Source organism: Aeromonas sp. 604176 (genome assembly GCF_049170755.1).
In the GTDB taxonomy this organism is placed as follows: Bacteria; Pseudomonadota; Gammaproteobacteria; order Enterobacterales; family Aeromonadaceae; genus Aeromonas; species Aeromonas veronii_A.
In genome coordinates, this window is sequence record NZ_JAAKNE010000041.1 from 1 (window position 1) to 25,266 (window position 25,266).

A 25,266-nucleotide genomic window follows, 5' to 3' on the forward strand; every position below is an offset into this window, starting at 1 on the left:
CTTGGTAACTTGTGATACAAGTCGCATTTTTGGTGCTGAGGATAAATAACCGAACAAGGACTCCCCGTGTTGACCGTACGTGCGGCCCGAACCGATGATCTGGGCGCCATCGTTAATCTTGAACGCTACTGTTTTCCTCCCGAAGTCGCCTTTGGCCGCAGCCGCTGGCACTATCTGCTGGCCCACGCCAAGGGGCGCACTCTGTTGCTGCTGGACGAGAAACATCAGCTGATGGGCTATCTCTGCCTGCTGGAGCACAGAGGCTGGGATCGGCTGGTCATTCAGGCGCTGGCCATCCGCTGGACGGTGCGCCGTCTGGGCTGGGCCCGCCGCCTGCTGGAGCAGGTGATCCGCGAAGGACAGGAGGCTGGCTGGGGGGCGATTCGCCTCGAAGTAGGGGATGCCAACGAAGAGGCGCTGGCGCTCTATCAGGGATTGGGATTTCGTCCCCAGCAGCGGCTGGCGGACTACTATGGCCGCGACCAGCATGCGCACCGGCTGGTGCTGCCGCTGGTGAGCGACGAGGAGCGTGAGCGGCGCAGAGTGGCTCGCACTCAGGCTCGCAAGCCGTCTTCACGGGCCAACTGATCATGTTGAACGAGCAGAATCGAGGAGCAGGATGAGCTGCGACAACTGCCTTGCCACCGCCATCAGAGCCAAGCTGGGGCGCTGCCCGGTCTGTGCCATCCAGACCTTTGTCATCGGTCTGAGTGGCTGGCTGGTCTGGTGGTGGTGCGGCGCCGATACCTCGGTTAACGCCCTCACCGGCCTGCTGTTTGCGCTGGGTGGCTCGGGCTTGTTGCTGCTCCATCTGGTGGTATTTGTCTGGCGCAAGGCGACCGGACGTGAATTGAGCGATGAATAAATCAGATTGGTTTCAACAACATAAATAACAATATCGGTTGAGATAATGGAGGTTCAGATGATTGCAATGGTAACGGGCGCCTCGTCCGGTTTTGGTAAAGCCATCAGCCGCCAGCTGGTGCAGGCGGGCTACAAGGTGATCGGTACCGGTCGCCGTGCCGAACGGCTGGCTGCGCTGGCCGACGAGCTGGGCGAGCAGTTTCTGCCGCTGGCATTCGACGTGCAGGAAAAGGCGGCTACCCGCGCCGCCATCGCCGCTCTGCCAGCCGAGTGGAGTGAAGTGGATCTGCTGGTCAACAACGCCGGCCTGGCGCTGGGGCTGGAGCCGGCCCACAAGGCGGATCTGGAAGATTGGGAGCAGATGATCGCCACCAACATCAGCGGTCTGACCCTGCTCACCCGATTGCTGCTGCCGGGCATGGTGGCGCGCAATCGCGGCCACGTCATCAATATCGGCTCCATCGCGGGCACTTACCCCTATCCGGGCGGCAACGTCTACGGCGCCACCAAGGCATTCGTGAAGCAGTTCAGCCTCAACCTGCGCGCCGATCTGGCTGGCACCGCCATCCGCGTCACCAACGTGGAACCGGGCCTGTGCGGCGGCACCGAGTTCTCCAACGTGCGCTTCCACGGTGACGATGCCAAGGCGGCTTCCGTCTATCAGGGGGTGGAGGCTATCCAGCCGGAAGACATCGCCAATACCGTGCTCTGGGTGAGCCAGCAGCCGGCTCACGTCAACATCAACAGCATCGAGATCATGCCGGTGGCCCAGACCTTCGGCCCGCTCAATATCAGCCGTCGCTGATCGCTGCATTGGTTGAAACAAAGAGGCTCCCGTGGGAGCCTCTTTGCATTGGCGAGCCGTTCATAGGCTCATGATCTTCTTGAACTCCTCCGGCGAATACTCCTTCTCGCTGCTCTTGGTCAGATCCGTCATCAGCTTGTAGCGCAGGTCTTTGGCCATCTGATAGGTCTTCTCCAATTGGCCATAGGAGTAGTCGGCGGCCAGCCCGATGGCGGTGGCCTTGTCGCTGGCGTAGGCCTGCTTGAGGCTCTTGTCGAGCAGCGCCACCTCCTTGTAGAGCTTGCTGCTCTCCTTACTCCAGACGTTTCGCAGCAGCGGCTGGTATTTGTCCGGATCGGTGTTGGCCAGCGCGGTCAGGCTGCGGAACTGCCAGTAGGCGGAATCATCGGAGTAGCTGTCGCTGCCGGTGCGATAGGGCAGGGGATAGTTTTCCAGGGTGTTGTAGAGCGGCACCATCACAGATTCGGCCAGCACGCCATAGCTCTGCCAGATGAGCCCCTGCAGCTCTTTGGGCATCTCCTTGCGCAGCTGGATGACGTGGGATTCCAGCTGGCGATCGACGCGGATTGGCCGCTCCGCCTTGCCCGCGAGCGGCGTGCCGTCATAGGTGGCGCTCAGCACCCTGGCCACGTCCGGCACGGCGATGGGGGCATCCGGCTTCATAAACAGTGGATATTGCGCCTGCCGGGTCGCCTGTTTGTGGGAGGCAGTCAGCATGTTCTGGCCGAGCCACTCCCGATCCACGTTGTAGGGGTCGGCGATGACCCCGAACGCCTTGGCGAAGTTGAAATCGTTCGGGTCGGCGTTATCCAGCAGTTTGTGCTCGCGCACGAACTCCAGCAGCTTGGGCGAGTGCAGCACATCGGCGCTGTCGAGATTGACGCCGTGAATGCGCAGGCCGTTGGCCACCATGGCGTAGCTGTCGTCCGGCACCCGCACCGCGATCCAGTGGTGGCCGGAGCCAATTTCCATCAGCCAGGCTTCGTTCACATCCGCCAGATAGAGGCTGTTGCCCTCACCGGCACCATATTGCTCCACATAGCGGCCGAGCAGCTCGACCCCCTCTTTGGCCGTCCTGGCCTGCGGCAGGAGCAGGGTCGGGATGATGGCTTCAATCACTCCCTTCTCGATCAGCGGATCGGCTTTTTGGGCCTTGTCGTTGACCTCAGCACTGGTGGTGGCCGAGATGGCGACGTTGAACTCGTTGATGCCGCGCTCTTCATAATATTTGCCTGCCGGATCGCTGGTTGTGGCATCCCAGTCGTGGATGGCGGAGTAGGCAAAAAATGCTTTGGGCATAGGCACTTCCAGCCCGTTGCCCAGCTTCCAGAGTTTGCCCTCGTTCTGCTGCGCGGGCCGGAAGGCGAGGTACTTGTTCCAGTTGTTGACGCCAAAATCCTCGTTTCTGGCAATCATTACGCTGCCGTCCAAGCTGGCTCCCTTGCCGACAATAAGGCCGGTACAGGCGTCGGCACTGGTGCCAAGCAGGGTGAGCAGGGTGGCGGAGAGAAGACTCAAGGTGTGTTTTTTCATAGGTGTACCCGAAGGGTTGCGGTGAGTGAGAGCTAGACGAGGGGATGAGGTGTGGGGAGGCTGCAACTCCGAACTGGCAGCGGAGTGAGCACGACAGATTGGTCTGCCTGTTATTGGTTTTTCGAACAGATCATCCATGACACGGCTGGCTGGTTGTGATGTGCGCCAAAATTGTATTTCCGAGTGGTTGTTTATTTTGTGATCAAACAGATGTTCATGACTTTTCTCTGGCATCGTGGCGCGTGGACGGCAAAATGTGCCAAAACAGCGTGAACCGGCAGCAGATGAGTCATGATTCTGACGCCTGTTTGCGTGGGGGACGTGGTGAGATCCGCCATCTCTCTGGATCTCGCACTATCTGACAAGTTGGCCTGTAACTTGCTGGTTTAATTGATAATGGTGGGGCCTGACGCCCCATGTGACCGGATCAGCCTGTGCCCATTGCCGCAGATGCGCACCGAATTGGAGCCCCCATGGATATCAAACCTTACAGCCAGCAGCTTGCCCAGAGCGCATCCAACAACCGCGCCCTCGCTACCCTCAACAGTGCCAGTAGCGGCGGTCAGGGCGGTGGCTGGGAGGAGATGGTCAGCCTCTCCACCCAACGCATGACCGGCCAGGCCCAGCAGGTGCTGACCTACGAACATCTGGCCAAGAACAACAAGTTGCCACCGGCGCTGGATATGAGCTCCGACAAGGGGGGCGTGGTGCAGCAGCTGGTGGACAAGGCGCTTGGTTTCGATCGCAAGAAGTTCAACGAGATCGAAGAGAAGCTCAAGACCATCGCCGATAACAAGAAGCTGACGCCGGAAGAGCGTGCGGAGCAGAGCAAGCCGCTCAACGAGCAGCGAGAGGCGATGCTCAAGGAGGCGATGGATCGCCTGACCGGCAAGAAGAGCTCATCCAAAGATGAGGCCAAAACTGCCTGATCCTGCCGCTGTTCTGAGATCTACCCGGTCGGCACCGATGGGCCAGTGTCGACCGCCGATGGGCAAGCTTCTGCCACCTCTTTTGACCTCACCTCCCCACAGGCGCACAATGTCCGCGCATTGAGCCAGTCGAGGAGTCCGCCGTGTACAACTTCCAATATGCCAATCCGACCCGCATCTGTTTCGGCGAGGGGCAGATCGCCAGCCTGCCCGAACTGATCCCGCCCGGCAGCCGGCTGCTGGTGCTCTACGGCGGTGGCAGCATCAAGCAGAACGGGGTGTATGAGCAGTTGATCCGGGCGCTGGAGGGGGTGACGTGGCAGGAGTTTTCCGGCATCGGCGCCAACCCCAGATTCGAGCTGTTGATGGAGGCTGTGGCGCAGGTGAAGCGCGAGCGCATCGATTTCCTGCTGGCGGTCGGTGGTGGCTCGGTAGTGGATGGCACCAAGTTTGTTGCGGCGGCCGCCTGCTACGAGGGGGATGATCCCTGGGATATCTGCGGTAAACAGGCGAGTGTGCATAAGGCGCTGCCGATGGGCTGTGTGCTGACCCTGCCAGCCACCGGCTCCGAGAGCAATCCCACCTCGGTGGTGAGCCGGGGGGATGTGAAGATCTCCTTCAGAAGCCCGCTGGTGCAGCCGCAATTTGCGGTGCTCGATCCGGCGACCACCTACAGTTTGCCGCCGCGCCAGACCGGCAACGGGGTGGTGGATGCCTTCGTCCATATTGCCGAGCAGTACCTCACCTTCCCGGTCGGCGGCGAGGTGCAAGATCGGCTGGCAGAAGGCCTGCTGCAGGTGCTGGTGGAGAACGGCCCCAAGGCGTTGGCTGAGCCGACCAACTATCAGGTGCGGGCCAATCTGATGTGGGCGGCCAGTCTGGCACTCAACGGCCTTATCGGTTGCGGAGTGCCGCAGGATTGGGCCTCTCACGCCATCGGCCATCAGCTGACGGCGCTCTACGGGCTCGACCACGGCCAGAGTCTGGCGGTAGTGCTGCCTGCCCTGCTGCGGGAGCGGGCGAGTCAGAAGCAGGACAAGCTGGCGCAGTTTGCCGAACGGGTGTGGCATTCGACCCGTGAGGACAAGGCCCTGCGCATCGAGGAGGCAATCATCCGCACCGAGCAGTTCTTCCAGAAAATGGGGCTGGGTACCCGGCTGGCCGACTATGGCCTCAGCGAAAGTTGCATTCCGGCGGTCTGCTCCAATCTCAAGCGGGTGGGGCGCACCGCGCTCGGTGAGCAGCAGGATATCGACCCGGATCGGGTGGCACGCATTCTCGCCCGCGCGCTATAAGCCGGCGCCGGTTTGTGTCCCTGGCTGATTCATTTTCCCAATTAAAGAGGGCCGCTTGTTGCGGCCCTCTTGCATGACGGGTTAGCCGATCACTCGGTGCGCGCCTTCAGATAACCGGCGTAATCCGGGATCTGCACGCTGAACGCCTGGCGCATATGGGGGCTGTCCATGATGAAGTCGGCGGTCGCTTCGTTGGTGGCAACCGGGATGTTCCAGACTGCCGCGAGGCGGAGCAGCGCCTTCACATCCGGATCGTGAGGCACCGCATTGAGGGGATCCCAGAAGAAGATCAGCACATCGATCTTCCCTTCGGCGATCAGGGCGCCGAGCTGCTGGTCGCCCCCCATGGGGCCGGAGAAGAGGCAGGTGATGGGCAGTTGCGCCTTCTTGCCGAGCATGGTGCCGGTGGTGCCGGTCGCATAGAGATGGTGGAGCTTGAGCTCCTCCTTGCGGCGCATCACCCAGTTCAGCAGAGGGGTTTTCATGTTGTCGTGAGCCACCAGAGCCACCCGTTTGTGGGGCGCCATCTCGCGTGCAATCTGTTCCATGGAAATCGTCCGTAGCATTGTTATTGGCAGAGAGCCGTATCCTAATCGAAAGCCATGGCAGATGCTGTGTCGGGCGTATTAACTGTGATCCTGTCGAAAAGTTTTCGGGTCATGGCTGCTCAAATGGAGAGACCCGCGCTGGCGGGTCTCTTTGCTTGCTGGCCTGCCTGGCTCAGGAGCCGTGGTGCAGTTGCGACTGCTGGTAGTTCTCCAGCCCGATGCGATCGATAAGGTCTAGCTGGGTCTCCAGCCAGTCCACGTGCTCCTCCTCATCCTCCAGAATCTCCTGGAACAGGTCGCGGCTGATGTAGTCCTGCACCGACTCGGCATAGGCGATGGCTACCTTGAGGTCGGGGATGGCATCCATCTCCAGCGACAGGTCGCAGCGCAACATCTCTTCGACGGTCTCGCCGATGCGCAGCTTGCCCAGATCCTGCAAATTGGGCAGCCCTTCGAGAAACAGCACGCGCTTGACCAGCTCGTCGGCGTGTTTCATCTCATCGATGGACTCGTGATACTCCTTGTGCCCGAGCGCCTTGAGGCCCCAGTCATCGTAGATGCGGGCGTGCAGGAAGTATTGGTTGATGGCAATCAGCTCATTGGCCAGCACCTTGTTGAGGTGGGCAATGATCTTGGGATCTCCTTTCATCGACAGTGCTCCTTGGTTCGTGCCTGAGGCTTCGATCGTTAGAGCTTAGTCCAGAAAAGTGACAACAAGCGGTCTGGCGAGCCAGCTCGCCTGAGAAAAGGGGTGACCCTGTTGGTGGGTCGCATCAGAAAAGAGGTGTCCGGATCAGGCCACTTCGTAGTAGAGCACGGGTTGCTCCTGCTCCATCTTGTCGAGTTCGGCGGCGATGATCTCCATGGTCATGCGCACGCATTTGCCACATTGGGCGCCCACCTCGAGCGACTGCTTGAGCTGGCGGAATTCGCTTTTACCTGACTGCACCGCTTTGCGGATCTGGGTATCTGTGATGCCGCGGCACAAACAGACGTACATGATGGTCACCTCTTGTGGAATGAGATGAAATCTAAATGAGAATGGTTCGTAGTGCAAATAACCATTGGTAATAAGATCCCCTGCTTGCCACTGTGCAACCCCTTGGGGACAATGCTGGCAACCAGAGGAGATCACCATGCTCAAGAAACTGTTCAGCGCCCTGTTCGGGGGCGAGCCGACCAAGGCGCCGGAAGTCACTCCCACCGAATATGCCGGCTATCTCATCTATCCGGAACCCATGGCGGAAGGGGGACAGTACCGACTGGCGGGCCGCATCACCAAGGAGTTGGACGGCGTGCTGCAAACCCACCGTTTCATCCGCTCCGATCTGTTTGCCAATCCGGCCGATGCCGAGCGTTTCATGGTGCAGAAGGCCCACACCTTTATCGATCAGATGGGAGATCGCATGTTCGAGCCCCGCAAACCGGCTGACAGCCAGGCTTCATGACGCCGCAAGAGCTCAACAGCCTGCGCGAGGCGCTGGCCCGCGCCGGCGAGCGGCGCCTGATCTGGCTGGAGGGGGAGGAGGCCGAGTGCATTGCCCGCGTCCAATCCCTGCTCGGCGAGACCGTCTTCTGGCTGGGTGCCGGGCCCGAGTGTTATGCCCCGCAACCCGCTGCCAAGGCGCTGCAGCGGCTCGGTCAGGAGTGTGACACGCTGGTGTTCAACGCCTTCAGCGGCTTTCACCCCGACGCCTTCGGGGCGCTGGCGGGCACTCTATGCGCCGGTGGCTTGCTGTTGCTGCTGACCCCGCCCAGAGTAGAGTGGCCTTCATGGCCGGATCCTGACCGGATCCGGCTGGTGGCCCAGTCGGAGGAGGCGAGCCGTGCCGGCCACGGCTTTATCGCCCGACTGGTGCGGTTGCTGGAAGGTGATCCAGCCCTCTCTCTGGATCCGCCGGTTTGCTCGCAGCCGTGGCAACCGATTGGGCCCGAGCGCAGGCTGAGCAGCGATCAGGCACGGGCACTGCCCGCCATCCACAAGGTGTTGCATGGTCATCGCCGTCGGCCGCTGGTGCTGAGCGCCGACCGCGGTCGTGGCAAGAGTGCGCTGCTGGGGCTGGCTGCCGCCGAGCTGCTGCGCCAGCAACCCTCGCTGAACATAGTTGTTACGGCCCCCTCGCAGGCGACGGTGGCGACCCTGTTTGCCCACGCCGCTTGCGGGCTAGATACTACGCCTGACCAGCTGGCAGGGCTGAGCTACTGCTCGCCGGATCGGCTGGTGCACGAGGCGATAAATCCCGATCTGCTGCTGGTGGATGAAGCGGCCGCCATTCCGACCCCGCTGCTCGAGGCCATGCTTGCCCGCCACAGTCGCATCGTGTTTGCCACCACCGAGCACGGTTACGAGGGGACGGGGCGCGGTTTTCACCTGCGCTTCAAGCGTGTGCTTGATAGCCAGACCCCGGAGTGGCAGGAGATCCACCTCTCTGAGCCCATTCGCTGGAGTGAGCGCGATCCGCTGGAGCCGCTGATTTTCCGCCTGCTCGGCCTCAATGCCGAAGTGGCAACTCCCTTGCCACCGACCAACCCGAGCTGGCGTCTGGTCAGCCAGGAGGCGCTGGCGAGCGACGAGGCGTTGCTCAACCAGCTGTTCGGCCTGCTGGTGCAGGCCCACTACCAGACCACGCCGAGCGATCTCAGATCGCTGCTGGAGAGCCCGGATCTCGACATCCATCTGCTGGAGCAGGATGCGAGCCTGCTGGGAGTGGCGCTGGTGGCGCGGGAAGGGGAGATAGATCCCGAACTGGCCGAGGCGATCTGGGCCGGGCGCCGCCGTCCGCGCGGCCATCTGCTGCCCCAGTCGCTGCTGGCCCATGCCGGTTTCAAAACCGCGGGGGCGCGCAGCTACGCCCGGGTGATGCGTATCGCCATCCATCCCGAGCTACACCGCCACGGGCTGGGTTCGCTGCTGCTTGGCAGGCTTGAAGAACATTATCGTCAGGCGGGGATCGATTACCTCGGTTCTGCCTTTTCGGCCAGCGCCGACCTGCTCCCCTTCTGGCGCAAGGCAGGACTGACGGTGCTGCGCATTGGTCTGCAACGGGATGCCGCCAGCGGCTGCCACGCAGCCCTGCTGCTAAAGGCGCTGAAACCCGAGCATGAGCCCGAGCTGGATCAGTGGCAGCAGCGTTTCATTCGCCAGTTGCCGACCTTGCTGGCGGGTGAGTTGAGCGAGCTGGATCCCGAGCTGGTATGGCAATGTCTGCAAGGCTGCACCGCTACCGCAGCGGAGCTTGGCGAGTTCGAGCGCGACGAGATTGAGTGCTTTGCCCTGCATCACAAGCCGTTTGAACTGAGCCAATCCAGCCTGCAGTTGTGGTTGGCGCGCAATCTGGCTGTGCTGGCTTCACTGACTCCTGAAGAGCGTTATCTGCTGATCGCAGCCATCTGGCAATATGCCGACTGGGGAAGACTGGCCGCGAGGTTGCAGCTGGCGGGCAAGCCCGCCGTGATCAAGAGGTTGCGGGCACTGCTGGCGCGCCTCCTGACCTCCCCTACCACTCGATAGGTTTGCCCTGCCAGTCGAGAAAACTCAGCTCGCCATCCGGTTGCAGCCGGTTCATCAGGTTAACCAGATGGCCAGCCACCCCCTCGGGACTCTGCACGTTTCCCGCTGGTACATTGGCGTGAAACGGGCGAGAGAGTTGGGTATCCACTGTGCCGGGATGGAAGGCCAGCAATTTGACGCCGGGGGCCCGCCGGGCCAGCTCGATGGCGGCACACTTGAGCAGCATGTTGAGGGCGGCCTTGGATGCGCGATAGCTATACCAGCCGCCCGCTCGGTTGTCGCCAATGCTGCCGACCCGAGCGCTGAGAACGGCCAGAGTGCAAGGCTCGCGGCCAAACAGCGGTAACAACTGGCTGATCCAGCGCAGCGGCAGCAAGGCGTTGGTCTGGTAGAGGCGGGTCATGGCATCCAGATTGATTGCTTCTAGTCGCTTCTCTGGCTGGATCTCCCCCTGATGTAGGATGCCATTGCAGATCACCACCCTGTGCGGTTTCGGTGCAAACTCCGCGATGCGGGCCACCACTTCTGTCATCTGCTCATCGCTGTAATCACAACATAGCCAGTGCAGACCCGGCGATGAGAGGCCAGCAGGTGCGGGCTGACGGCTGATGGCAATTACTGGCCCGACACCCGCCGCCAACCAGTGTGTCACCAGAGCCGCCCCGATACCGCCAGAAGCGCCAATCACGACTATGCCTTCACTCATCTCAGGCTCCTTGTGAGTTCATGATGGATTTCACCATCTGCCAATGTTGTCCTGATTGGCAGATACGCTCCCGCCAGTCTGCGGGATCAAGCGGTTAACGCTGCAATCTTGCCGAGATCCGAGCCGTTGGGTGAATTCCATTCCTATACTGAGGGAAAACCGCAGCGGTCTGCTGCCCGCGCAACCAGAATGAGAGTCACCATGATGTCCAAAGATGGGGAAGAGCGTAAATCTATCCTGACCGAAAGTGGCACCAACGAGCTTGAGATCATCGAGTTTCACCTCAAGAAGCAGCTACCGGACGGTCGTGAAAAAACCGCTTATTACGGGATCAACGTCGCCAAGGTGCGCGAGGTGATCCGGGTGCCGGAGACCACAGATTACCCCAATGCCCAGCGTCATATGGTGGGGGTATTCTCCCTGCGGGATCGCCTCATCCCGCTGGTGGATCTGGCGGGCTGGCTCGGCATCAAGACCAACCCTGACCCCAGCCACAAGGTGGTGATCGTCACTGACTTCAACAAGATGGCCAACGGCTTTTTGATCGATAGCGTCAGCAGGATCCACCGGGTCTCCTGGGAGGATGTGGAGTCCCCCAGCCAGTTTCTGGAGGCGGGGGAGAACGACTGCGTGGTGGCAGTGGTCAGGCGCGATGGCAACCTCATCATGATCCTCGATTTCGAGAAGATCATCGCCGATATCAACCCCGAGCTCAGCATGGAGAAGTACGACGTCACCCAGGACCGCAAGGTGCTCATCGACGATCGCATGATGGCGCTGCGCCAGGGCAAAACCATTCTGGTGGTGGACGACTCGGCCTTTATCCGCAAGATGATCGAAACCACCCTGCGCACCGCCGGTTACAACGTGATCACGGCCAAGGATGGGGGAGAGGGGCTGGAGATGATGACGGATTTCGATCGTCTGGCCCAGGAGGAGAGGATGCCGGTGACCGGCTTCGTCAATGCGGTGATCACCGATGTGGAGATGCCGCGCATGGATGGCATGCACCTGCTCAAGCGACTGCGGGATGCCCCCTCCTACAAGGAGATGCCCATCGTGATGTTCTCCTCCCTGATGAGCGATGACAACCGTCAGAAAGCCCTGCAACTGGGGGCCAACGATACCATTACCAAGCCCGAGATAGGGCGCATGGTGGGGATGATGGATCACATGCTGCTGGGAATTGCCCCGCCTTCGCCCGCCAACAACATCTGACCTGCCATTAACTTGCCATTGGCCGGTCGAATCCACTGATTGGTTGCCTCAAGCGGCCACTCCTTGCCAAGGAGTGGCCGCGCTGTTTTGGCTGTTTACTGCGATCCCGACGCCCCTTGTCTCCCGGACATGATTTGTGTAATGATAATTATTATCATTTGTTGGTGTGAAGCATATGACAGCAACCTGGGTGAAGGGATGGGTCGAGTCGACCGAAGGCGGCAGCAGCATGAGTCACTGGAAACAGCAGACCAGAGAGGGCAACCGGCTGTTTGACTGCGGCGAGTATCATCAGGCGCTGGCTCATTATCAGCAGGCGCTCTGGCTGGCTCGTCAGCAATTGGTGCAGTGGCATGACGCCGATGAGGCGGTGGCGGCGCTGGTTGTGGCTCACCACAATCTGGCGGATCTGCTGGTGGCCATGACTCTGCCCGATCGCGCCGCCGACCTGCTCTGCTATGTGCACGACTGCCTGCTGGCGACCTGTCACTCCCCCGCTTGCTCCTCTCGCCTGCGAGAGGCGGCTTTGCGCCATACCCGCACAACCCGTGCCGAGTTGCTGACGTTCGTACAGCGCCACGGCAGCCACGCCGGGATCATGCGCTCGCTCGGTCACTGCCTGTGTCAGAGCGAGCCCCCATCCCGGCTCCATTAATCCGAACAGAGGTCATCATGAGCCATACCCTGCCAGCCCTGAACTATGCCTACGACGCACTGGAACCCCATATCGATGCACTGACCATGGAGATCCACCATAGCCGTCATCACCAGACCTATATCAACAACCTCAACGCCGCACTGGAAAAGGCGCCCGAGCTGGCCGCACTGCCGGTAGAGGAGCTGCTGCGCCGCTTCGATACTTTGCCCGCCACCTTGCAGGGGGCGATACGCAACCATGGCGGCGGCCATGCCAACCACTCCCTGTTCTGGCTGGTGATGAGCCCGCAGGGGGGCGGTGAGCCGGGCGGTGAGCTGGCTCTGGCCATCGAGCGGGAATTAGGGGGATTCGATGCCTTCAAGCAGGCCTTCACTCAGGCGGCCCTGAGCCGCTTTGGTAGCGGCTGGGCTTGGCTGGTGGTGGACAAGGCGGGCAGATTACAGGTGGAGAGCAGTGCCAATCAGGATAGTCCCCTGATGCATGGCCATACCCCGATCCTGGGGCTGGATGTGTGGGAGCACGCCTACTATCTCAAGTACCAGAACAAGCGTCCTGACTATATCGCAGCCTTCTATCAGGTGGTGGATTGGGCCGAAGTGGCCCACCGCTATCAGGCGGTGCGAGGCTGACCTGGTCGCTGGGAATGGGTGTACAGGCTCACCGCCACAACTCGAGCTGTAATACCAAGACCCGCCAGTTGGCGGGTCGTCTGTTTATGGTGTGGCAGTGCTGGCGCTGGCGGCTGAAGGGGCCACCGGCAATGTGGGCAGGGCCGCGCTGGGCGTCTTGGCGGTGGTTTTTACCGCGGATTTGGCGGGAGTGACCGGCTCAGTCGTTGCCGCAGCGGATAAAGCTAGCGTGACTTGTTCAGTCACGGCCGAGGAAGATGGAGTAGCTGACTCGGTGGCAACAGCGGCAGATACTGCCGCTGGCTTGGCCTCATCCACCGCCGGTTTGGGTTGTTTGAGGCAGGGTTGCAGGCTGCCGATGGTACTCAGTGACTGGCAAGGCACAGGCAGACCGATGGGGACCGGTGCCCCGAGGAACTTGGGTCCCTTGTCCAGCACATAGAGATCGAGCAGCCCCATCAGGCGGGCAAAGACTTCCCGTACCCGGGTGCGGATCCCCTGATAGGCGCTGGGATCCTCGGCATTGAAGCCGACCGCGTCGATACCGAAATGGCGGGCGATGAAAATGGCCCGCTCGTTATGAAAGCCCTGGGAGACCACGGTAAAGCGCTCCTGGCCGAATACCTCTTTGGCGCGAACCACTGAGTCGAGGGTGCGAAATCCGGCGAAATCCATATAAATGGCGGAGGCGGGGATGCCCGCCTTGATCAGGGCGCGGCGCATCTGGCGCGGCTCGTTGTACTGCACGGTAGCGTTGTCACCGGAGACGATGATGAAGTCCACCTTGGCATTGTTGTAGAGCTCGGCCGCCGCCTTGATACGGTATTTGAAGTAGTGGTTGGGGCCGCCACCGGAGAGATACTTGGAGGTACCCAGCACCACCGCAACCCGGTTGTAGGGCACCTTGTCCACCCGATCGTAGGTGTAGTGACGGGCATCCGAGACGATCCACTCGCTGTAGCCCAGCAGCATGGCAATCAGGGCCAGCAGCAAAACGAGGCAGGCGAGGAGGATCTTGGCAAACTTCTTCATGCGCGGTGCGGTCAGGGTCTGAAGTTGGGAGTGGCTATCGGCATTCTATTACAACTCGGCCGCTGGCGTCAGGCTTGATAGCGGGCGGGCACCTCATTCGGGCAGAGGTTGTCGCAGCAGAGGCCGGGAGAGCGGGAGGATAAAGCGAGGGGCTGCGGTGGCAGCCCCTCTGGACGGTGAAGGTTTATCAGTAGGCGGAGTCATTGCCCTTGCAGGCGTCTGACTCCTTGTTTGCTTGCCACCAGGGTAGCAGATCCCGGGCGAGCCACGCCTGATAGGCGTCGCTGTCGTTGGCGATCAGGCGGTCCAGCTCCCCTTCGAAGTCGCTCATCGCCTGCTGTCGATCCGGATTGCGCAGCGCCTGTGCCAGCGCCAGCCAGCTGGCGCCGCGACCGGTATCGTTTAGGAAGCGGTGCACGGTATAGGACCAGGAGTAGACCATCTCGCCACCCTGCTCGTAGTCAAGGTGGAGGATAGCCGCCAGTGTCGGGCGCTGGTTGGCGGGGCGGTTTGCCACGTTATCCAGACCCCGGGCAAAGCACTGACCGTGGGCGATGTACTCTGCAACCCCCTCGGCCCACCAGGTAGTGCGGTTGAGCGGATAGTGGCCGAAGCTGCCGTACTGGTTGAAGCGGCCGTCGAGATAGTGAACGTACTCGTGGCGCAGGTTCCACACCTGGAAGGCGGGGCGTTTCCACTCCGCCTCATAGGCGAAGAAGCGGGCCTGATTGCCGGGGCGAGCCGGATCCCCCTCGATATAGATGCCGCCATTGTCGGTGGAGACGCCAAACAGCGCGCTGCCGTAGCGGCCCCAGTCGGCGGAGGAGTTGAAGATCACCAGCTCCAGCGCCTCGTTGTGATCATCGGCCACCGGTTGCCAGCCAGTCTCCATCTGCTGGTGGAAGCGCTGCTCTTCATCACCCAGCTCGCGGCAGATCCCTTCGGCCTGAGCCAAGGTCAGATCCTGGGCGCGCAGACGCAGGGTGGGTGAGCAGGTGTGCTCGAACGGCAGAATATCTTCCATGCGGATCGGGGTACAAAGCCCGGCAAACTCGCCGCTGACACAGGCTTCGCTGGTGCGATCCGTGTAGGTGAGGTAGTAGCTGGAGAGGGTCAGGGAAACCTCTTCCAACATGGCGGCCGGATGCTGGCCGCCCGGGACCAGTCCCTGCTGGCGCATGATGGCGATGACATCGCGATCCAGCTGCTGGCGATAGGCAATCGCCTTATCCGGGCTGGTGTGATGGAGGTAGCGCATCATCTGGTAGAGGCGGCTATGGGCATCGAGGATGTTGTTGAAGATAAACAGATCCCGTGAGCCATCGCGCTGTTTCCAGAGGGCCAGCTCGCTCAGGCCCAGTTGCAGCAGGCTCTGGCGCAATGCCGCCTCCTGTTGCATCACAGCTGTGCTGAAGTCTGCTTGCTGACCGTAAGAGGCGCTCTGATCGACCAGATTGAGCAGCTCGAACAGGCCATCGGCCCAGGGTTTGTGGCCATTGATCTGCGCCGCATGTTGCACCGCATAGCCGAGCGCCTGGTTGAGCTGGGCCAGCATGGGGGCGGCACTCTGGCGGAAGGCGGCTTGGCCAAGCTGTCCCTGCGCCGCTACGCTCCAGGCTTCCAGCACTGTGCCAGCCTGATCCTGCGGTTCAGCTCCCAGCAGCAGGGGATGGTTGAGCAGATCAATCATCACCCCGGCCAGTGCCCGGGCAGCCTGATCACTCTCTTTGCCAACGCCGCCGTGGTAGTTGTGGGCGCGCACATAGTAGAGCAGCTTGTCCATTGCCGGATGGGTCGGCTGGTTGGCCGCCAGCAGGGCACGCATGCCGCGCACCACCGCCATCAGCTTGGCGTCATCGTGGCCGTAATCCGCCTGCCAGGCAGGACTGTTCTGGCCGCTCACGTCGGCTACCAGTTTGGCGGCATCGCTGTCGAGCAGATCCACATCGGGCTGCTCGGGCTCGGAGCAGAGACGACCGTTGGCGCGGCGGCACTCCAGCTGCTCCTCCTTGCTGGCCAGCACGATGGGGCGATTGAGCACCCGGCTCTCCTGCCACGCTTTGCTCTCTGGCAGGGGTTGCCACTCGCCGCCGGCGACCGGGTATTGGTAGCCGCTATCTTGCAACGTTACCTGAACCTCGCTGCCAGCGGGGATCACCTGACGGCAGATGCGATAGCGGATGGTGTTGCTCCCCTCCTTGCGCTCCTGCGGCTCATCACACTCCTGCTGAGGCGTGAGCTGATCCAGCTGCCACTGATAGCGGCGCCAGACGTGGATCTCGCTGACCTGAGCGGCAGCCTGACTGCCTGCCACCGGTTGCAGACGGAAGAAGATCTGCTCCAACCGGCCATCCCGCTCGCTCGGGGTCTCTTCAAGTACCTGCAACTGCTGCCAATCCTGCGGCTGATAGTGCCACTCCGGCTCGGCGCAGCGGCCTTGTGCGTTGAGTTCGCAGCGATCCAGCTCCCTTTCACTCTGACCCAGGATGATGGCTTGCGGCAGCGGCAGGCGATCCTGCCGTTGGGCGGTCGGCGTGCCCGCCAGTTGCTCCCAGCGACCCTGCTTGAGGCCATAACCAAAGTCATAACTGCTGGCCGGGATCAGCTTGCCCGCCGGAATCCGATCTTCACAGCGCACGAAGCGGATCTGCCAGCCCGCATCTACCTTGAGCTGCGGCTCGCCACACTGCTGTTCGGCCAGTGCGGCGAGATCGCTACTCTGCCAGTCGAAGCGACGGTAGACCCTGAGCTGCTGGTAAGGAGCATTGCTGCTGCGCGCCTTGAGCTCGTAGGTGATCTCGGTGATGCGCGCGGCCAGTTGCCGGCTCGATTCGCCAGTCAGCTGATACTGTCGCCAGTCATTGGGGGAGTAGTTGGCTTGCGCCGAGGATGTAGCCAAAAGCAGGGGGCCTGCCAGCAGCAGCCACCCGGTACCTGAACGGTTCATTTTTATCCCTTTGTTCTTGTTTGTGTATTGTCTTGCGAGTAATCGCAAGGCAATTTAAACAGTTCCAAAGGGATATCAATTGCCAATTAAAAATCAGATAAATCAATAAGATGGTGACTTTTTGAGTCTGATCGAGATATCGTGGGTTGGCGCCGCAGTGAGGACTCACATGTTTCTTTTTTTGTTTTCAAAGAAGATCGGGAAATTGTGAGTCCGATCTCATTCAGCTTGTCGTGCCCGAGTGGTCTGTTGTCGGGCTACCTTGCCCAGCAGTTGGCGAGAGGGCTTGAGATTGCCGCCAAGATCGGGCCAGGGGAGCCAGTGGTCGGGCACCATAAAGCCGGGCAGGGTGCTGCGGATCCAGGCTGCCAGTTCGGAGTCGGGAACCGGCTCACCGTGCCAGTCGATAAAGGCGGCGGGGCGTTGGCCCCACTCGTCGCTCGGCACCGGCACCACCAGCGCCTGGGCGACAGCGGGGTGATCCACCAGTCGCTGCTCTATGGTCTCGGGCTGGATGTTTTCGCCACCCGAGATAAAGAGGTTATCGAGCCGTCCCTCTACCAGCAGTTCCCCTGCCGCAGTGAACCTCCCCTTGTCGCGGGTATGAAACCAGCCTTCGTCATCGAGCGGCAGTTCCAGCTCGCCATCTCGGTAGTAACCGGCAAACAGGGTGGCGCCGCGCACGCAGATCTCCTGCTCCCGGATGCACACCTCCCGCCCCGGTAGCGGTTTGCCAACTACGCCTGCATCGCCGGGGATAGCGGTGCAGACCTGACTGCCCATCTCGGAGAGACCATAACTCACCTTGGGTTCGAGCCCCATGGCGCAGAGGCGGCTCACCAGCGGTTGCGGGATGGCGGCGCCACCGAGCAGCAATTCGCGCAGGCGGGTACGGGCGGGATCAAAACCCTCTGCCAGCAGGCGCCAGAGCTGGGTCGGCACCAGCGAGAGATGGGTAATGGGCTGCTGTTCAAGCCGCGCCTTGAGCGGCTGACTGCGATCGTCCAGCACCAACGTGGCGCCCGCCAGAAAGACCCGAAACAGGATGGCATAGCCGCCGACATGGAACAGCGGCAGGGAGAGCAGCCAGCCGCAATCCTCATCGAGGGGAATGAGGCTGGCAGAGCCGCGTGCCGAGGCCAGGTGGTTGCAGAGCCGGTGCACTACCGCTTTTGGCTTGCCGCTGGAGCCCGAGGTGAGGATCATGTTGTTGAGCTGGGTCGATGCCAGCGGCCATGTTTCCTCGCTTGCTGGCAGTTCGCGCGTGAAGTCGAGCTGCAGGGGCTGCCAGTTGCCTGCCGGGCTCTCCCCTGCCGACCAGAAGGCATCGGCATCGAGTTGTACCGCCAGCTCGTGCTGTTTTTCGAGAGGAAAGGCGGGGTTGAGCGGGCAGAACACCACGCCGCTGCGCACGCAGGCCCATGCCAGCAGCACATCTTCCAGCGCACCGCGCACCACCGCTGCCAGATGATCGCCACGACGCACTCCGGCCTGTTCCAGCTGTTGGCACAGGCTGTTGAGGCGGGCATCGAGCTGGCGGTAACTGAGGGGCGAGGCGGCGTGGATTGCAATGCGGTTCGGGGCTGTGATTGCCCGGTGGCGTACCGGGCAAGGTGTCTGTTCGGGTGAACGGGAGGGGTCAATCACGGTAATACAGTTGCTCCAGTCGGCTCAGGTCCGGTTTGCCATCTTCCCCCAGCAGATTGCCTGCCATCCAGCGGCGGGTATCCAGCCCCGGCGCCTGTTCCGGTGCCCACTCGCCTGCCAGATGAAAGAGCTGGTTCAGGCCCAGATCCGATTCGAAACAGGAGGAGATGATCACCTTGAGCCGCAGTTCGCGGGCGCGGGCGATCAGCGCTTCGCAGTTGGCCAGCGAACCGAGCAGGGTGGGCTTGAGCACCAGCGCGCGCAGTTGCGGGATCGGCTCCCACGGCTTGCCCTGCGCCAGCAGCTCATCCAGCGCCACCGGCATGCCGGTGCGGTTGGCGACAAAGGCGATGTCGGCAAAGTCGGCGCAGGGGTCTTCCAGATACTCGATGCGATTCGGGTCGAGGTGGCCGCAGAAGGTCCACGCCTCCTCGCGAGTCCAGCCCTGGTTGGCATCCAGCACCAGCTTGAGGGAGGGGAGGCGGTCGCACAGCAGGCGGATCAGCGCCAGCTCGTCACGCATCGGGTAGCGTGCCACCTTCAGCTTGGCCTTGCCGGGTGTGCGGTGCAGCCACTCTTTCCAGTTGCGCAGCAGCTCCTGGGGGGAGCCTTGAATGAGGGGATAGGGCTCCGGCAGCGGGTTGCGCTGCTCGGGCCATGTCCGGCGCGCGCAGTCGAGGCCAAATTGCACCGACGGCAGCACGGGGTTCGGGGTGTCGCCGGCGGCCAGGGCCGCCAGCGCGGCAAGGGCTTCTGCCTCTGCCTGTTGCAGGCTCTCTTTCGAGAAGCCGGGCAGGGGGGCGATTTCCCCCCAGCCGTCGTTGATGCGCACCAACAGCCCCTCTCGCGCCACCTCCACCTTGCCGTGAAAGGTCAGGGGCTGGGTAAAAGGCAGTTGATAGCGATACAGGGCGAGTGTCATCAGGGGTTCCGCTTGTATTTGGAGAAGTCGGGGCGACGCTTTTCGTTGAAGGCGTTGCGGCCTTCCTGACCCTCTTCGGTCATGTAGAACAGCATGGTGGCATTGCCCGCCAGCTCCTGCAAGCCCGCCTGACCATCACAGTCAGCGTTGAGGGCCGCTTTCAGGCAACGCAGCGCCATCGGGCTGTTTTGCAGCATTTCGCGGCACCAGCGCACGGTTTCACGTTCCAGATCCGCCAGCGGCACAACGGTGTTGACCAGACCCATGTCGAGGGCTTGCTGGGCATCGTACATGCGGCAGAGGAACCAGATTTCGCGGGCCTTCTTCTGGCCGACGATGCGAGCCATGTAGGAAGCACCCCAACCACCATCGAAGGAGCCCACTTTCGGGCCGGTCTGGCCAAACTGGGCGTTGTCGGCGGCGATGGTCAGGTCACACATCATGTGCAGCACGTGGCCACCACCGACCGCGTAACCGGCCACCATGGCCACCACAGGTTTCGGGCAGGTGCGGATGTCGCGCTGGAAGTCGAGCACGTTGAGGTGGTGAGTCCCCTCGTCATCACGGTATCCACCGTAGTCGCCACGGATCTTCTGGTCGCCACCGGCGCAGAAGGCTTTCTCGCCAAAACCGGTCAGGATGATGGTGCCTATCTGATCGTCATAACGGGCATCGGCCAGCGCCTGCAGCATCTCTTTGACGGTGCGGGGGCGGAAGGCGTTGCGCACCTGGGGACGGTTGATGGTGATCTTGGCAATGCCATCGTTGGACTTGTGATAGAGGATGTCCTCGTAACCGGCGGAGCAATCCTGCCACTCAACCGGAGCGTACAGTTCCGCTTCCGTCATTGCTTCAATCATGTTTTTTTCCTTCTGATCTGGGAGAGTGCAGTTGAGCACCGAGTTGACCACTGAGTTGAGCAATCCCGGCATGTTGAACAGGTGCATACAGTTCAGCTTCCGTCATTGCTTCAATCATGACTCGTCTCTTCTTGTTGGTTGACCCACTCCGCGAGGAGTCGGGCAAAGTTATCAGGCTGATGGGCGTGCAGATTATGGCCGCCATCCAGCACCAAGTGGTTGATTCTGCGATTTTGGTTCGCCAGCTGGCAAGCCAGCTGATGGAATTTGTGATCCCGCTTACCACTCACATAAGTAACCGGCAGCTGGCTCGCCATGAGCCAGGGGGCGAGATCCGGCTGCTTGCCGAGCGAGGTGGCGCGCAGCATGGTGGCGATGCCCTGACCGTCGTTGCCAAGGCGGCGGGTGATCTGGCTGGCCCGGGCCGCATCGTCAAGATCGGCAAACACCCCTTGCCGGTACCAGTCTGCCAGCACGTCAGCCAGGGGCTCCTGCTCAAAGCGCCGCGCCCACTGTTCATCGTGCTGGATGCGGGCGGCCCGTTCACAGGCCGGTAACCCCGGGTGGCAGTTCTCCAGCAGCAGCCCCCGCAGCCCGGTGGGCTCGCGGCTGGCGTGATAGAGGGCCAGTCGCCCACCAAGCGAGTAACCCGCCAGCAGATAGCGTTCAATGTTGCGGCTGGCCAGCTCGGTGATCAGCCACTGGTGGCTCTGCTCAAAGTCGCTGACGTTGAGATCGCTATGCTGACCATGACCCGGCAGATCGAGGGCGATGCATCGGATGGCGGGCAGCCGGTCAATCACCGGTTGCCAGTCGCCGCTATCCCCCAGCAGGCCGTGCAGCAGCACCAGCGGCACATTGGCATCTTTATTTGCCACGGATGGCGGCCCCCAGCGTCTTGAGATCATCGGCCACCTGCTCGCTCGGTACCCGGACCTCGATCAAGGTAACGCCATGTTGGAGGGCGGCGCGGTAATCCTGTTCGAACTCGAGCAGGGTGGTCGGCGCCCGATAGGCGAGACCAAACATGGCGGCGGCATGTTCAAAGCTGAGACCGTGGGGCAGCCGGTAGTAGCTCTCCAGCAGCTCCCCTTCGGTGGGCACCGGCAACATACGAAAGATGCTGCCGCCATCGTTGTTGAGCAGGATCACCACCAGCGGTCGACTCGCCTTGCTGAGCAGGGCGAGGCTATTGAGATCGTGCAGGGCGCTGAGATCCCCAAGCAACAGGGTGGTGGGCTCATCGCTGTCCGGCTCGAGCGATTGGGCAAACCCGTAGGCGGTGGCGATCAGGCCATCGATGCCGGAGGCGCCACGGTTGGTCATCACCCGGCTCGGCCCCTTGCCCGTTTCGCCGAGCATATCCATCAGTCGGGCTGGCATGCTGTTGCCGACAAACAGCTGTCCTTCGATAAGGGAATTGAGGCGATGGCAGACTCCGAGCTCGGAGAAGTGTTCGCAGGCGGCGGCGATCTGCTGGCTGGCGTTGTGTTGCAGCTCGGCCAATGTGTGCCAAGGGGCTTGTGTGGTGACCGGATGGGCCGCAGCAAAGGCGCTGGCGCTGCAGAGCAGCCGGTTGCGCAGCCGGTAATCGGGATCGAGCCGCGCCGGTTGCGGATCCACCAGCCAGTAATCCTGCCATGAATGGTGTTTGATGAACTGGCCGAGCCGCTTGGAGACAAGCCGTGCGCCAAATTGCAGCAGCACCTCGGCGCGGCCCAGTTCGGCGACGAATTCAGGGTCGTTGAGCGCCATATCCATGTGGATGAGGTTGCGGCTATCGAAGCGGATCTGGCTCTGCAGGTCTGCCAGCAGCGGCCAGCCGAGTTGCTCCGCCAGTGCGGCTGCGGTCTGTGCCTGCTTCGGGTCGATAATGCGACCAGCCACAACGATGCCGCGCTGTTGCCGAAAGGTTTCCCACTCCGCCTGAGGAGGGCAGGTCGGTTCGCTCTGTTGCCACGGGCTCCAGGGCTTGTGCGAGCCGAGCCAGTCACCGAGGGGGGCCAGATAGTCGGAGAAATCCTGATAGTGCTCGCCCGGGTAGAGGGGCTCGGGGTACATGCAGTTGAAGTGCACCACTCCGGGGGTGAGCGCCTGTTTGGCCAAGGCTTGGTCCACCGAGCTCAACACGAAGGCGGCCGGAATGGTCGGGGTGGGGCTCGGCAGGTTCTGTTGATAGACGGGGTAGCGGCCGAAGATCCCCTGCTGGTCGATCGCCTGATTGGCGCCGTTGTCGATAAGCTCGTGAGGGCGATCGGCGGAGAGAATAATCAGCGGCACGCCGGTGAGCTGGGCCTCCGCCACGGCAGGCCAGAGGTTGGCTACCGCAGTACCTGACGTCATGATCACCGCCACCGGCCGGTTGCTTCCCTTGGCCAGCCCCAGCGCCATAAAGCCGAGACCTCGCTCATCAAAGTGCAGGTGACGGCGAAAGCCCTGATGGGCGGCCGCCGCCATGGTCAGCGGCGCGGAGCGGGAGCCGGGGGCCAGCGCGATGTCGCGCACCCCGAGGCGAAAGAGCTCCTCCAGCAAGAGGGAGGACCAGACGTGATTGAAGGTGGCGTGCTGGCTCGAAAACGGGGGGCAGGCAAACTCTTCGCTGGCAGGCTCTTTACGGGTGGGCATAGGGGCTCTCGTAGCGTGAAAAGGGTGAATGACTATCCCAGCAGGGAGAGCACATTGGCGATCTTGTTGTCGAGTTCGGCCCACTCTGCGACAGGCTCGGAACCGGCGACAATGCCGGCACCGGCAAACAGGGTGACGCTGCCCGGCTGAATGCGGGCGCTGCGAATGGCGACCGAGAACTCCGAGGTCTCCCGGCTCAGCATGCCGCAGGCACCGGCGTACCAGCCCCGATCGTAGGGCTCGAACTCGCGGATAAAGGCGAGCGCTGCCTCGCGCGGGGCGCCGCCCACCGCCGGCGTCGGGTGGAGGGCGTCGAGCAACTGCCAGTCGCAGACCCCGGGCTTGAGCTCGGCTTCGATATCGCACTTGAGGTGTTGCAGCAGCCGCAGTTTCAGAATGCGCGGCTCGGTCAGGGTGGCATCGTGGGTCAGTGGCGCCAGACGGCTGAGGATGTCGGCATGTACCAGCCGGTTCTCCAGCCGGTTCTTGCTGTCGGCCAGCAGCTCGGCAGCCAGTTGGGCATCCACCTCTTCATCGCCGGAGCGGCGGATGGTGCCCGCCAGCGCCTCGGTAAAAAGGTGGCGATCTTCCCGGCGGTAGAGCCGCTCGGGGGAGCAGGCGATAAAGGCCTGCTCGGGGGAGAATTGAAAACCGAAGTGGAAGCAGTCCTGGGCGTGGCGGGCCCACTGGTCGAGCATGGCCCAGGGATTGATATCCGCATCATGGTTCGGACTGGTCAGCACGCTCTCCCGCGACAGCACCACCTTGGGGGTGTGGGCCTGAAAATCGGGGGCGGTGACGCGCTCCACCAGCGTCTGCCACTGGGCGGGGCCGGGGCAATCCTGTCGCTGCCAGGGCTGCTTTTGCAGGGCGGGCAGCGGGGCTTCCGGGCGCAGGGCATCGAGGGCGGCTTCGGCCGCCTGCAGTTCGGCCTCGAGATTGTTTTCATTCAGCCATAGGTTGAGGCAGAGACTGACGCACTCGCCACGGCGCACCAGCTCGATGCGGGGTAGCACGAAACGGCAGGGGCCAAACCCTTGCCAGCCGGATTGAGCCGGATCAAACGCCAGTCCGCCATAGTAGCGGGGGCTGTCGTCATGATGCTGGTTGGCTGTGTTAGTGCACACCTGCTTGATGGCGTGCGGCTCGGTCAGTTCATGGATGGCGCCCAGCGCGACATACTCGGGACGAGCCTCTCCACGGGCCTGCCAGTAGATGCGGGGATAGAGGGTTTGCGCCGCGAGCCAGCCCAGAAAGGAGCGGATTTCGATCGCCACTCGCAACCGTACGAAGCCGCTGACGTTGCTGTGACGCAGGGCGTCCAGTTGTTGCTTGATATGGGTCTGAGCCAACATGGATTCTTTTCTGAGCCGGGTAGTAACGAGCGATCCGGTAGCTGGATGCCGTAGGTTTATGCCAAAGGGCGATGATTTCCTATATATTATCTGCCCATTCGTCCATGTAAATCGCCCGCGGGAGCTTCACTCTCCGGGGCCAAGTATACCCAAATCCGGTTCGATAACCCTTAACACGATCAATATCCGATTGTTTGGCCATCACAAAATGACAAATACCTTCTCTGTTTGGTTGCTGGCGGCGCGTTTGCGAACATTGCCGCTCGCCTGTTCTTCCATCCTGCTGGGCTCGGGGCTGGCTGCCAGTCGTGGCGCCTTCGATGGCACCATCATGGCGCTCTCGCTGCTGACCGCCATCCTGCTGCAGATCCTCTCCAATCTGGCCAACGATTACGGCGATGCGGTTTCCGGCGCCGACAACGGTGAGCGGATCGGCCCGCAGCGGGCGGTGGTCTCCGGTCTTATCACCAAAAAGCAGATGTGCGTGGCGATGGGGCTGACTGCGCTAGCGGCGGTGGCCAGTGGCCTGCTGCTGCTGGGCTGTGCCTTCGGCGGCCAGTGGCTGCAGATTTTGGCATTTGTGGTGCTGGGTGGCGCGGCCATTGTCGCGGCGGTGACCTACACGGTCGGCAAGACCCCTTACGGCTATCGCGGGTTTGGCGATATCTCGGTGTTCCTCTTCTTCGGTCTGCTTGGGGTGCTCGGCTCCTACTACCTCTTCACCAAGACGCTGGAGTGGGATCTGTTGCTGCCTGCCACCGCCTGTGGCCTACTGGCCACCGCCGTGCTCAATATCAACAATGTGCGTGATATCGAGACCGACGCCGCCAGCGGCAAGATCACCCTGGCAGTGCGCCTTGGCCGTAACCGCGCCATCGCTTATCACTGGGTACTGCTGGGGGCGGCGCTGCTGGCAACCATCGCCTTTATCCTGATCCAGCCCGCCAGTTTCTGGCCGTGGATCTTCTTGCCCGCCATGAAGCCTCTCAGCGATGCGGCCCGCACCTTGCGCGAAAGCTACGATGGCGAGGTGCTGACCGGTTCCCTCAAGAAGACCGCCATCAGCGCCTTTCTGTTCAGCCTGCTGTTCTCCATCGGGTTGGCGCTCTCCTGACAGCTGGTCGCAGCTCGCCAAGGCGAACAATAAAAAGGGCTCCCGAGATGGGAGCCCTTTTTGGTTTT

25 protein-coding genes are annotated in these 25,266 nt (G+C 61.9%); 11 read left to right on the forward strand and 14 right to left on the reverse strand.

What is annotated here, in order from left to right; translation table 11 throughout:
* The first annotated feature begins 66 nt into the window (after window positions 1–66).
* The 3 genes from G5358_RS09560 to G5358_RS09570 are packed head-to-tail and all read left to right on the forward strand — an operon-like array spanning window position 67 to window position 1,669.
* The gene (locus G5358_RS09560; protein WP_216952811.1) at window positions 67–588 is read left to right on the forward strand and encodes a GNAT family N-acetyltransferase; all 522 of its coding nucleotides are present in this window, start codon (window positions 67–69) and stop codon (window positions 586–588) included.
* 31 nt (window positions 589–619) lie between these two features.
* Window positions 620–865, forward strand: coding sequence for a DUF3624 family protein (locus G5358_RS09565; protein ID WP_040067114.1), 246 nt, complete (start codon window positions 620–622; stop codon window positions 863–865).
* 57 nt (window positions 866–922) lie between these two features.
* Window positions 923–1,669, forward strand: coding sequence for an SDR family oxidoreductase (locus G5358_RS09570; RefSeq protein WP_159144414.1), 747 nt, complete (start codon window positions 923–925; stop codon window positions 1,667–1,669).
* A gap of 60 nt (window positions 1,670–1,729) precedes the next feature.
* On the opposite strand, the gene G5358_RS09575 is transcribed toward G5358_RS09570, so the two are convergent.
* Window positions 1,730–3,202, reverse strand: coding sequence for a C69 family dipeptidase (locus tag G5358_RS09575; RefSeq protein WP_216952812.1), 1,473 nt, complete (start codon window positions 3,200–3,202; stop codon window positions 1,730–1,732).
* 473 nt (window positions 3,203–3,675) lie between these two features.
* Here G5358_RS09575 and G5358_RS09580 point away from each other — a divergent pair, with 473 nt between their 5' ends.
* Both G5358_RS09580 and G5358_RS09585 read left to right on the forward strand, forming a co-directional pair.
* Window positions 3,676–4,131: a hypothetical protein gene (locus tag G5358_RS09580; RefSeq protein WP_019446593.1), complete on the forward strand. Its 456-nt coding sequence runs from the start codon at window positions 3,676–3,678 to the stop codon at window positions 4,129–4,131.
* Window positions 4,132–4,274: 143 nt separating this feature from the next.
* The gene (locus G5358_RS09585; RefSeq protein WP_216952813.1) at window positions 4,275–5,426 is read left to right on the forward strand and encodes an iron-containing alcohol dehydrogenase; all 1,152 of its coding nucleotides are present in this window, start codon (window positions 4,275–4,277) and stop codon (window positions 5,424–5,426) included.
* Window positions 5,427–5,515: 89 nt separating this feature from the next.
* Here the strand turns inward: G5358_RS09585 and G5358_RS09590 are convergent, their stop codons facing one another.
* The 3 genes from G5358_RS09590 to G5358_RS09600 form a co-directional block, all read right to left on the reverse strand.
* A complete protein-coding gene (locus G5358_RS09590; RefSeq protein ID WP_005363178.1) occupies window positions 5,516–5,974 on the reverse strand; it encodes a methylglyoxal synthase in 459 nt (152 codons plus the stop codon).
* A gap of 172 nt (window positions 5,975–6,146) precedes the next feature.
* On the reverse strand, window positions 6,147–6,623 hold the full coding sequence (gene bfr / locus G5358_RS09595) for a bacterioferritin (RefSeq protein WP_005354959.1): 477 nt from the start codon (window positions 6,621–6,623) through the stop codon (window positions 6,147–6,149).
* A gap of 144 nt (window positions 6,624–6,767) precedes the next feature.
* The gene (locus G5358_RS09600) at window positions 6,768–6,974 is read right to left on the reverse strand and encodes a bacterioferritin-associated ferredoxin (RefSeq protein WP_005335965.1); all 207 of its coding nucleotides are present in this window, start codon (window positions 6,972–6,974) and stop codon (window positions 6,768–6,770) included.
* 136 nt (window positions 6,975–7,110) lie between these two features.
* Between G5358_RS09600 and G5358_RS09605 the strand changes: the two genes are divergently transcribed.
* Together G5358_RS09605 and G5358_RS09610 are read left to right on the forward strand one after the other, a co-directional pair.
* On the forward strand, window positions 7,111–7,422 hold the full coding sequence (locus G5358_RS09605; protein ID WP_005354958.1) for an HlyU family transcriptional regulator: 312 nt from the start codon (window positions 7,111–7,113) through the stop codon (window positions 7,420–7,422).
* Window positions 7,419–9,485 carry a tRNA(Met) cytidine acetyltransferase TmcA gene (locus G5358_RS09610; protein WP_216952814.1) on the forward strand — a complete coding sequence of 689 codons (2,067 nt, stop codon included), beginning with the start codon at window positions 7,419–7,421 and terminating at the stop codon, window positions 9,483–9,485. The genes G5358_RS09605 and G5358_RS09610 overlap by 4 nt, the downstream gene beginning before the upstream one ends.
* Here the strand turns inward: G5358_RS09610 and G5358_RS09615 are convergent.
* Complete coding sequence (locus tag G5358_RS09615) at window positions 9,472–10,191, reverse strand: SDR family NAD(P)-dependent oxidoreductase (RefSeq protein ID WP_216952815.1); 720 nt, start codon at window positions 10,189–10,191, stop codon at window positions 9,472–9,474. The genes G5358_RS09610 and G5358_RS09615 overlap by 14 nt on opposite strands.
* Window positions 10,192–10,392: 201 nt before the next feature.
* Between G5358_RS09615 and G5358_RS09620 the strand changes: the two genes are divergently transcribed.
* From G5358_RS09620 to G5358_RS09630, 3 genes are all read left to right on the forward strand, one after another.
* A complete protein-coding gene (locus tag G5358_RS09620) occupies window positions 10,393–11,409 on the forward strand; it encodes a chemotaxis protein CheV (RefSeq protein WP_216952816.1) in 1,017 nt (338 codons plus the stop codon).
* Window positions 11,410–11,584: 175 nt separating this feature from the next.
* Complete coding sequence (locus tag G5358_RS09625) at window positions 11,585–12,064, forward strand: tetratricopeptide repeat protein (RefSeq protein WP_216952817.1); 480 nt, start codon at window positions 11,585–11,587, stop codon at window positions 12,062–12,064.
* 17 nt (window positions 12,065–12,081) lie between these two features.
* Window positions 12,082–12,696: a superoxide dismutase gene (locus G5358_RS09630; RefSeq protein WP_216952818.1), complete on the forward strand. Its 615-nt coding sequence runs from the start codon at window positions 12,082–12,084 to the stop codon at window positions 12,694–12,696.
* An 84-nt stretch (window positions 12,697–12,780) separates the two neighbouring features.
* Here G5358_RS09630 and G5358_RS09635 read toward each other — a convergent pair whose 3' ends face one another.
* The 9 genes from G5358_RS09635 to G5358_RS09675 form a co-directional block, all read right to left on the reverse strand.
* Complete coding sequence (locus G5358_RS09635) at window positions 12,781–13,728, reverse strand: ElyC/SanA/YdcF family protein (RefSeq protein WP_421324008.1); 948 nt, start codon at window positions 13,726–13,728, stop codon at window positions 12,781–12,783.
* A gap of 187 nt (window positions 13,729–13,915) precedes the next feature.
* Window positions 13,916–16,675, reverse strand: coding sequence for a collagenase (locus G5358_RS09640; protein ID WP_216952820.1), 2,760 nt, complete (start codon window positions 16,673–16,675; stop codon window positions 13,916–13,918).
* A gap of 219 nt (window positions 16,676–16,894) precedes the next feature.
* Window positions 16,895–18,322, reverse strand: a complete 1,428-nt coding sequence (menE, locus tag G5358_RS09645; protein ID WP_216952821.1) for an o-succinylbenzoate--CoA ligase — start codon at window positions 18,320–18,322, stop codon at window positions 16,895–16,897.
* The gene (gene menC / locus G5358_RS09650; protein WP_216950106.1) at window positions 18,315–19,244 is read right to left on the reverse strand and encodes an o-succinylbenzoate synthase; all 930 of its coding nucleotides are present in this window, start codon (window positions 19,242–19,244) and stop codon (window positions 18,315–18,317) included. Before menC ends, menE begins: the two co-directional genes overlap by 8 nt.
* On the reverse strand, window positions 19,244–20,104 hold the full coding sequence (menB, locus tag G5358_RS09655) for a 1,4-dihydroxy-2-naphthoyl-CoA synthase (protein WP_042081860.1): 861 nt from the start codon (window positions 20,102–20,104) through the stop codon (window positions 19,244–19,246). Before menB ends, menC begins: the two co-directional genes overlap by 1 nt.
* A complete protein-coding gene (locus G5358_RS09660) occupies window positions 20,097–20,222 on the reverse strand; it encodes a hypothetical protein (RefSeq protein ID WP_259265626.1) in 126 nt (41 codons plus the stop codon). The genes menB and G5358_RS09660 overlap by 8 nt, the downstream gene beginning before the upstream one ends.
* Window positions 20,215–21,012 carry a 2-succinyl-6-hydroxy-2,4-cyclohexadiene-1-carboxylate synthase gene (gene menH / locus G5358_RS09665; RefSeq protein ID WP_421324009.1) on the reverse strand — a complete coding sequence of 266 codons (798 nt, stop codon included), beginning with the start codon at window positions 21,010–21,012 and terminating at the stop codon, window positions 20,215–20,217. The genes G5358_RS09660 and menH overlap by 8 nt, the downstream gene beginning before the upstream one ends.
* Window positions 20,972–22,729, reverse strand: a complete 1,758-nt coding sequence (menD, locus tag G5358_RS09670) for a 2-succinyl-5-enolpyruvyl-6-hydroxy-3-cyclohexene-1-carboxylic-acid synthase (RefSeq protein WP_421324010.1) — start codon at window positions 22,727–22,729, stop codon at window positions 20,972–20,974. Before menD ends, menH begins: the two co-directional genes overlap by 41 nt.
* Window positions 22,730–22,761: 32 nt before the next feature.
* Window positions 22,762–24,084 carry an isochorismate synthase gene (locus tag G5358_RS09675; protein WP_337073190.1) on the reverse strand — a complete coding sequence of 441 codons (1,323 nt, stop codon included), beginning with the start codon at window positions 24,082–24,084 and terminating at the stop codon, window positions 22,762–22,764.
* Between the two features lie 208 nt (window positions 24,085–24,292).
* Between G5358_RS09675 and G5358_RS09680 the strand changes: the two genes are divergently transcribed.
* Window positions 24,293–25,198 (forward strand): 1,4-dihydroxy-2-naphthoate polyprenyltransferase, encoded by a 906-nt coding sequence (locus tag G5358_RS09680; RefSeq protein ID WP_216952825.1) that lies wholly within the window; start codon window positions 24,293–24,295, stop codon window positions 25,196–25,198.
* Window positions 25,199–25,266: the final 68 nt, after the last annotated feature.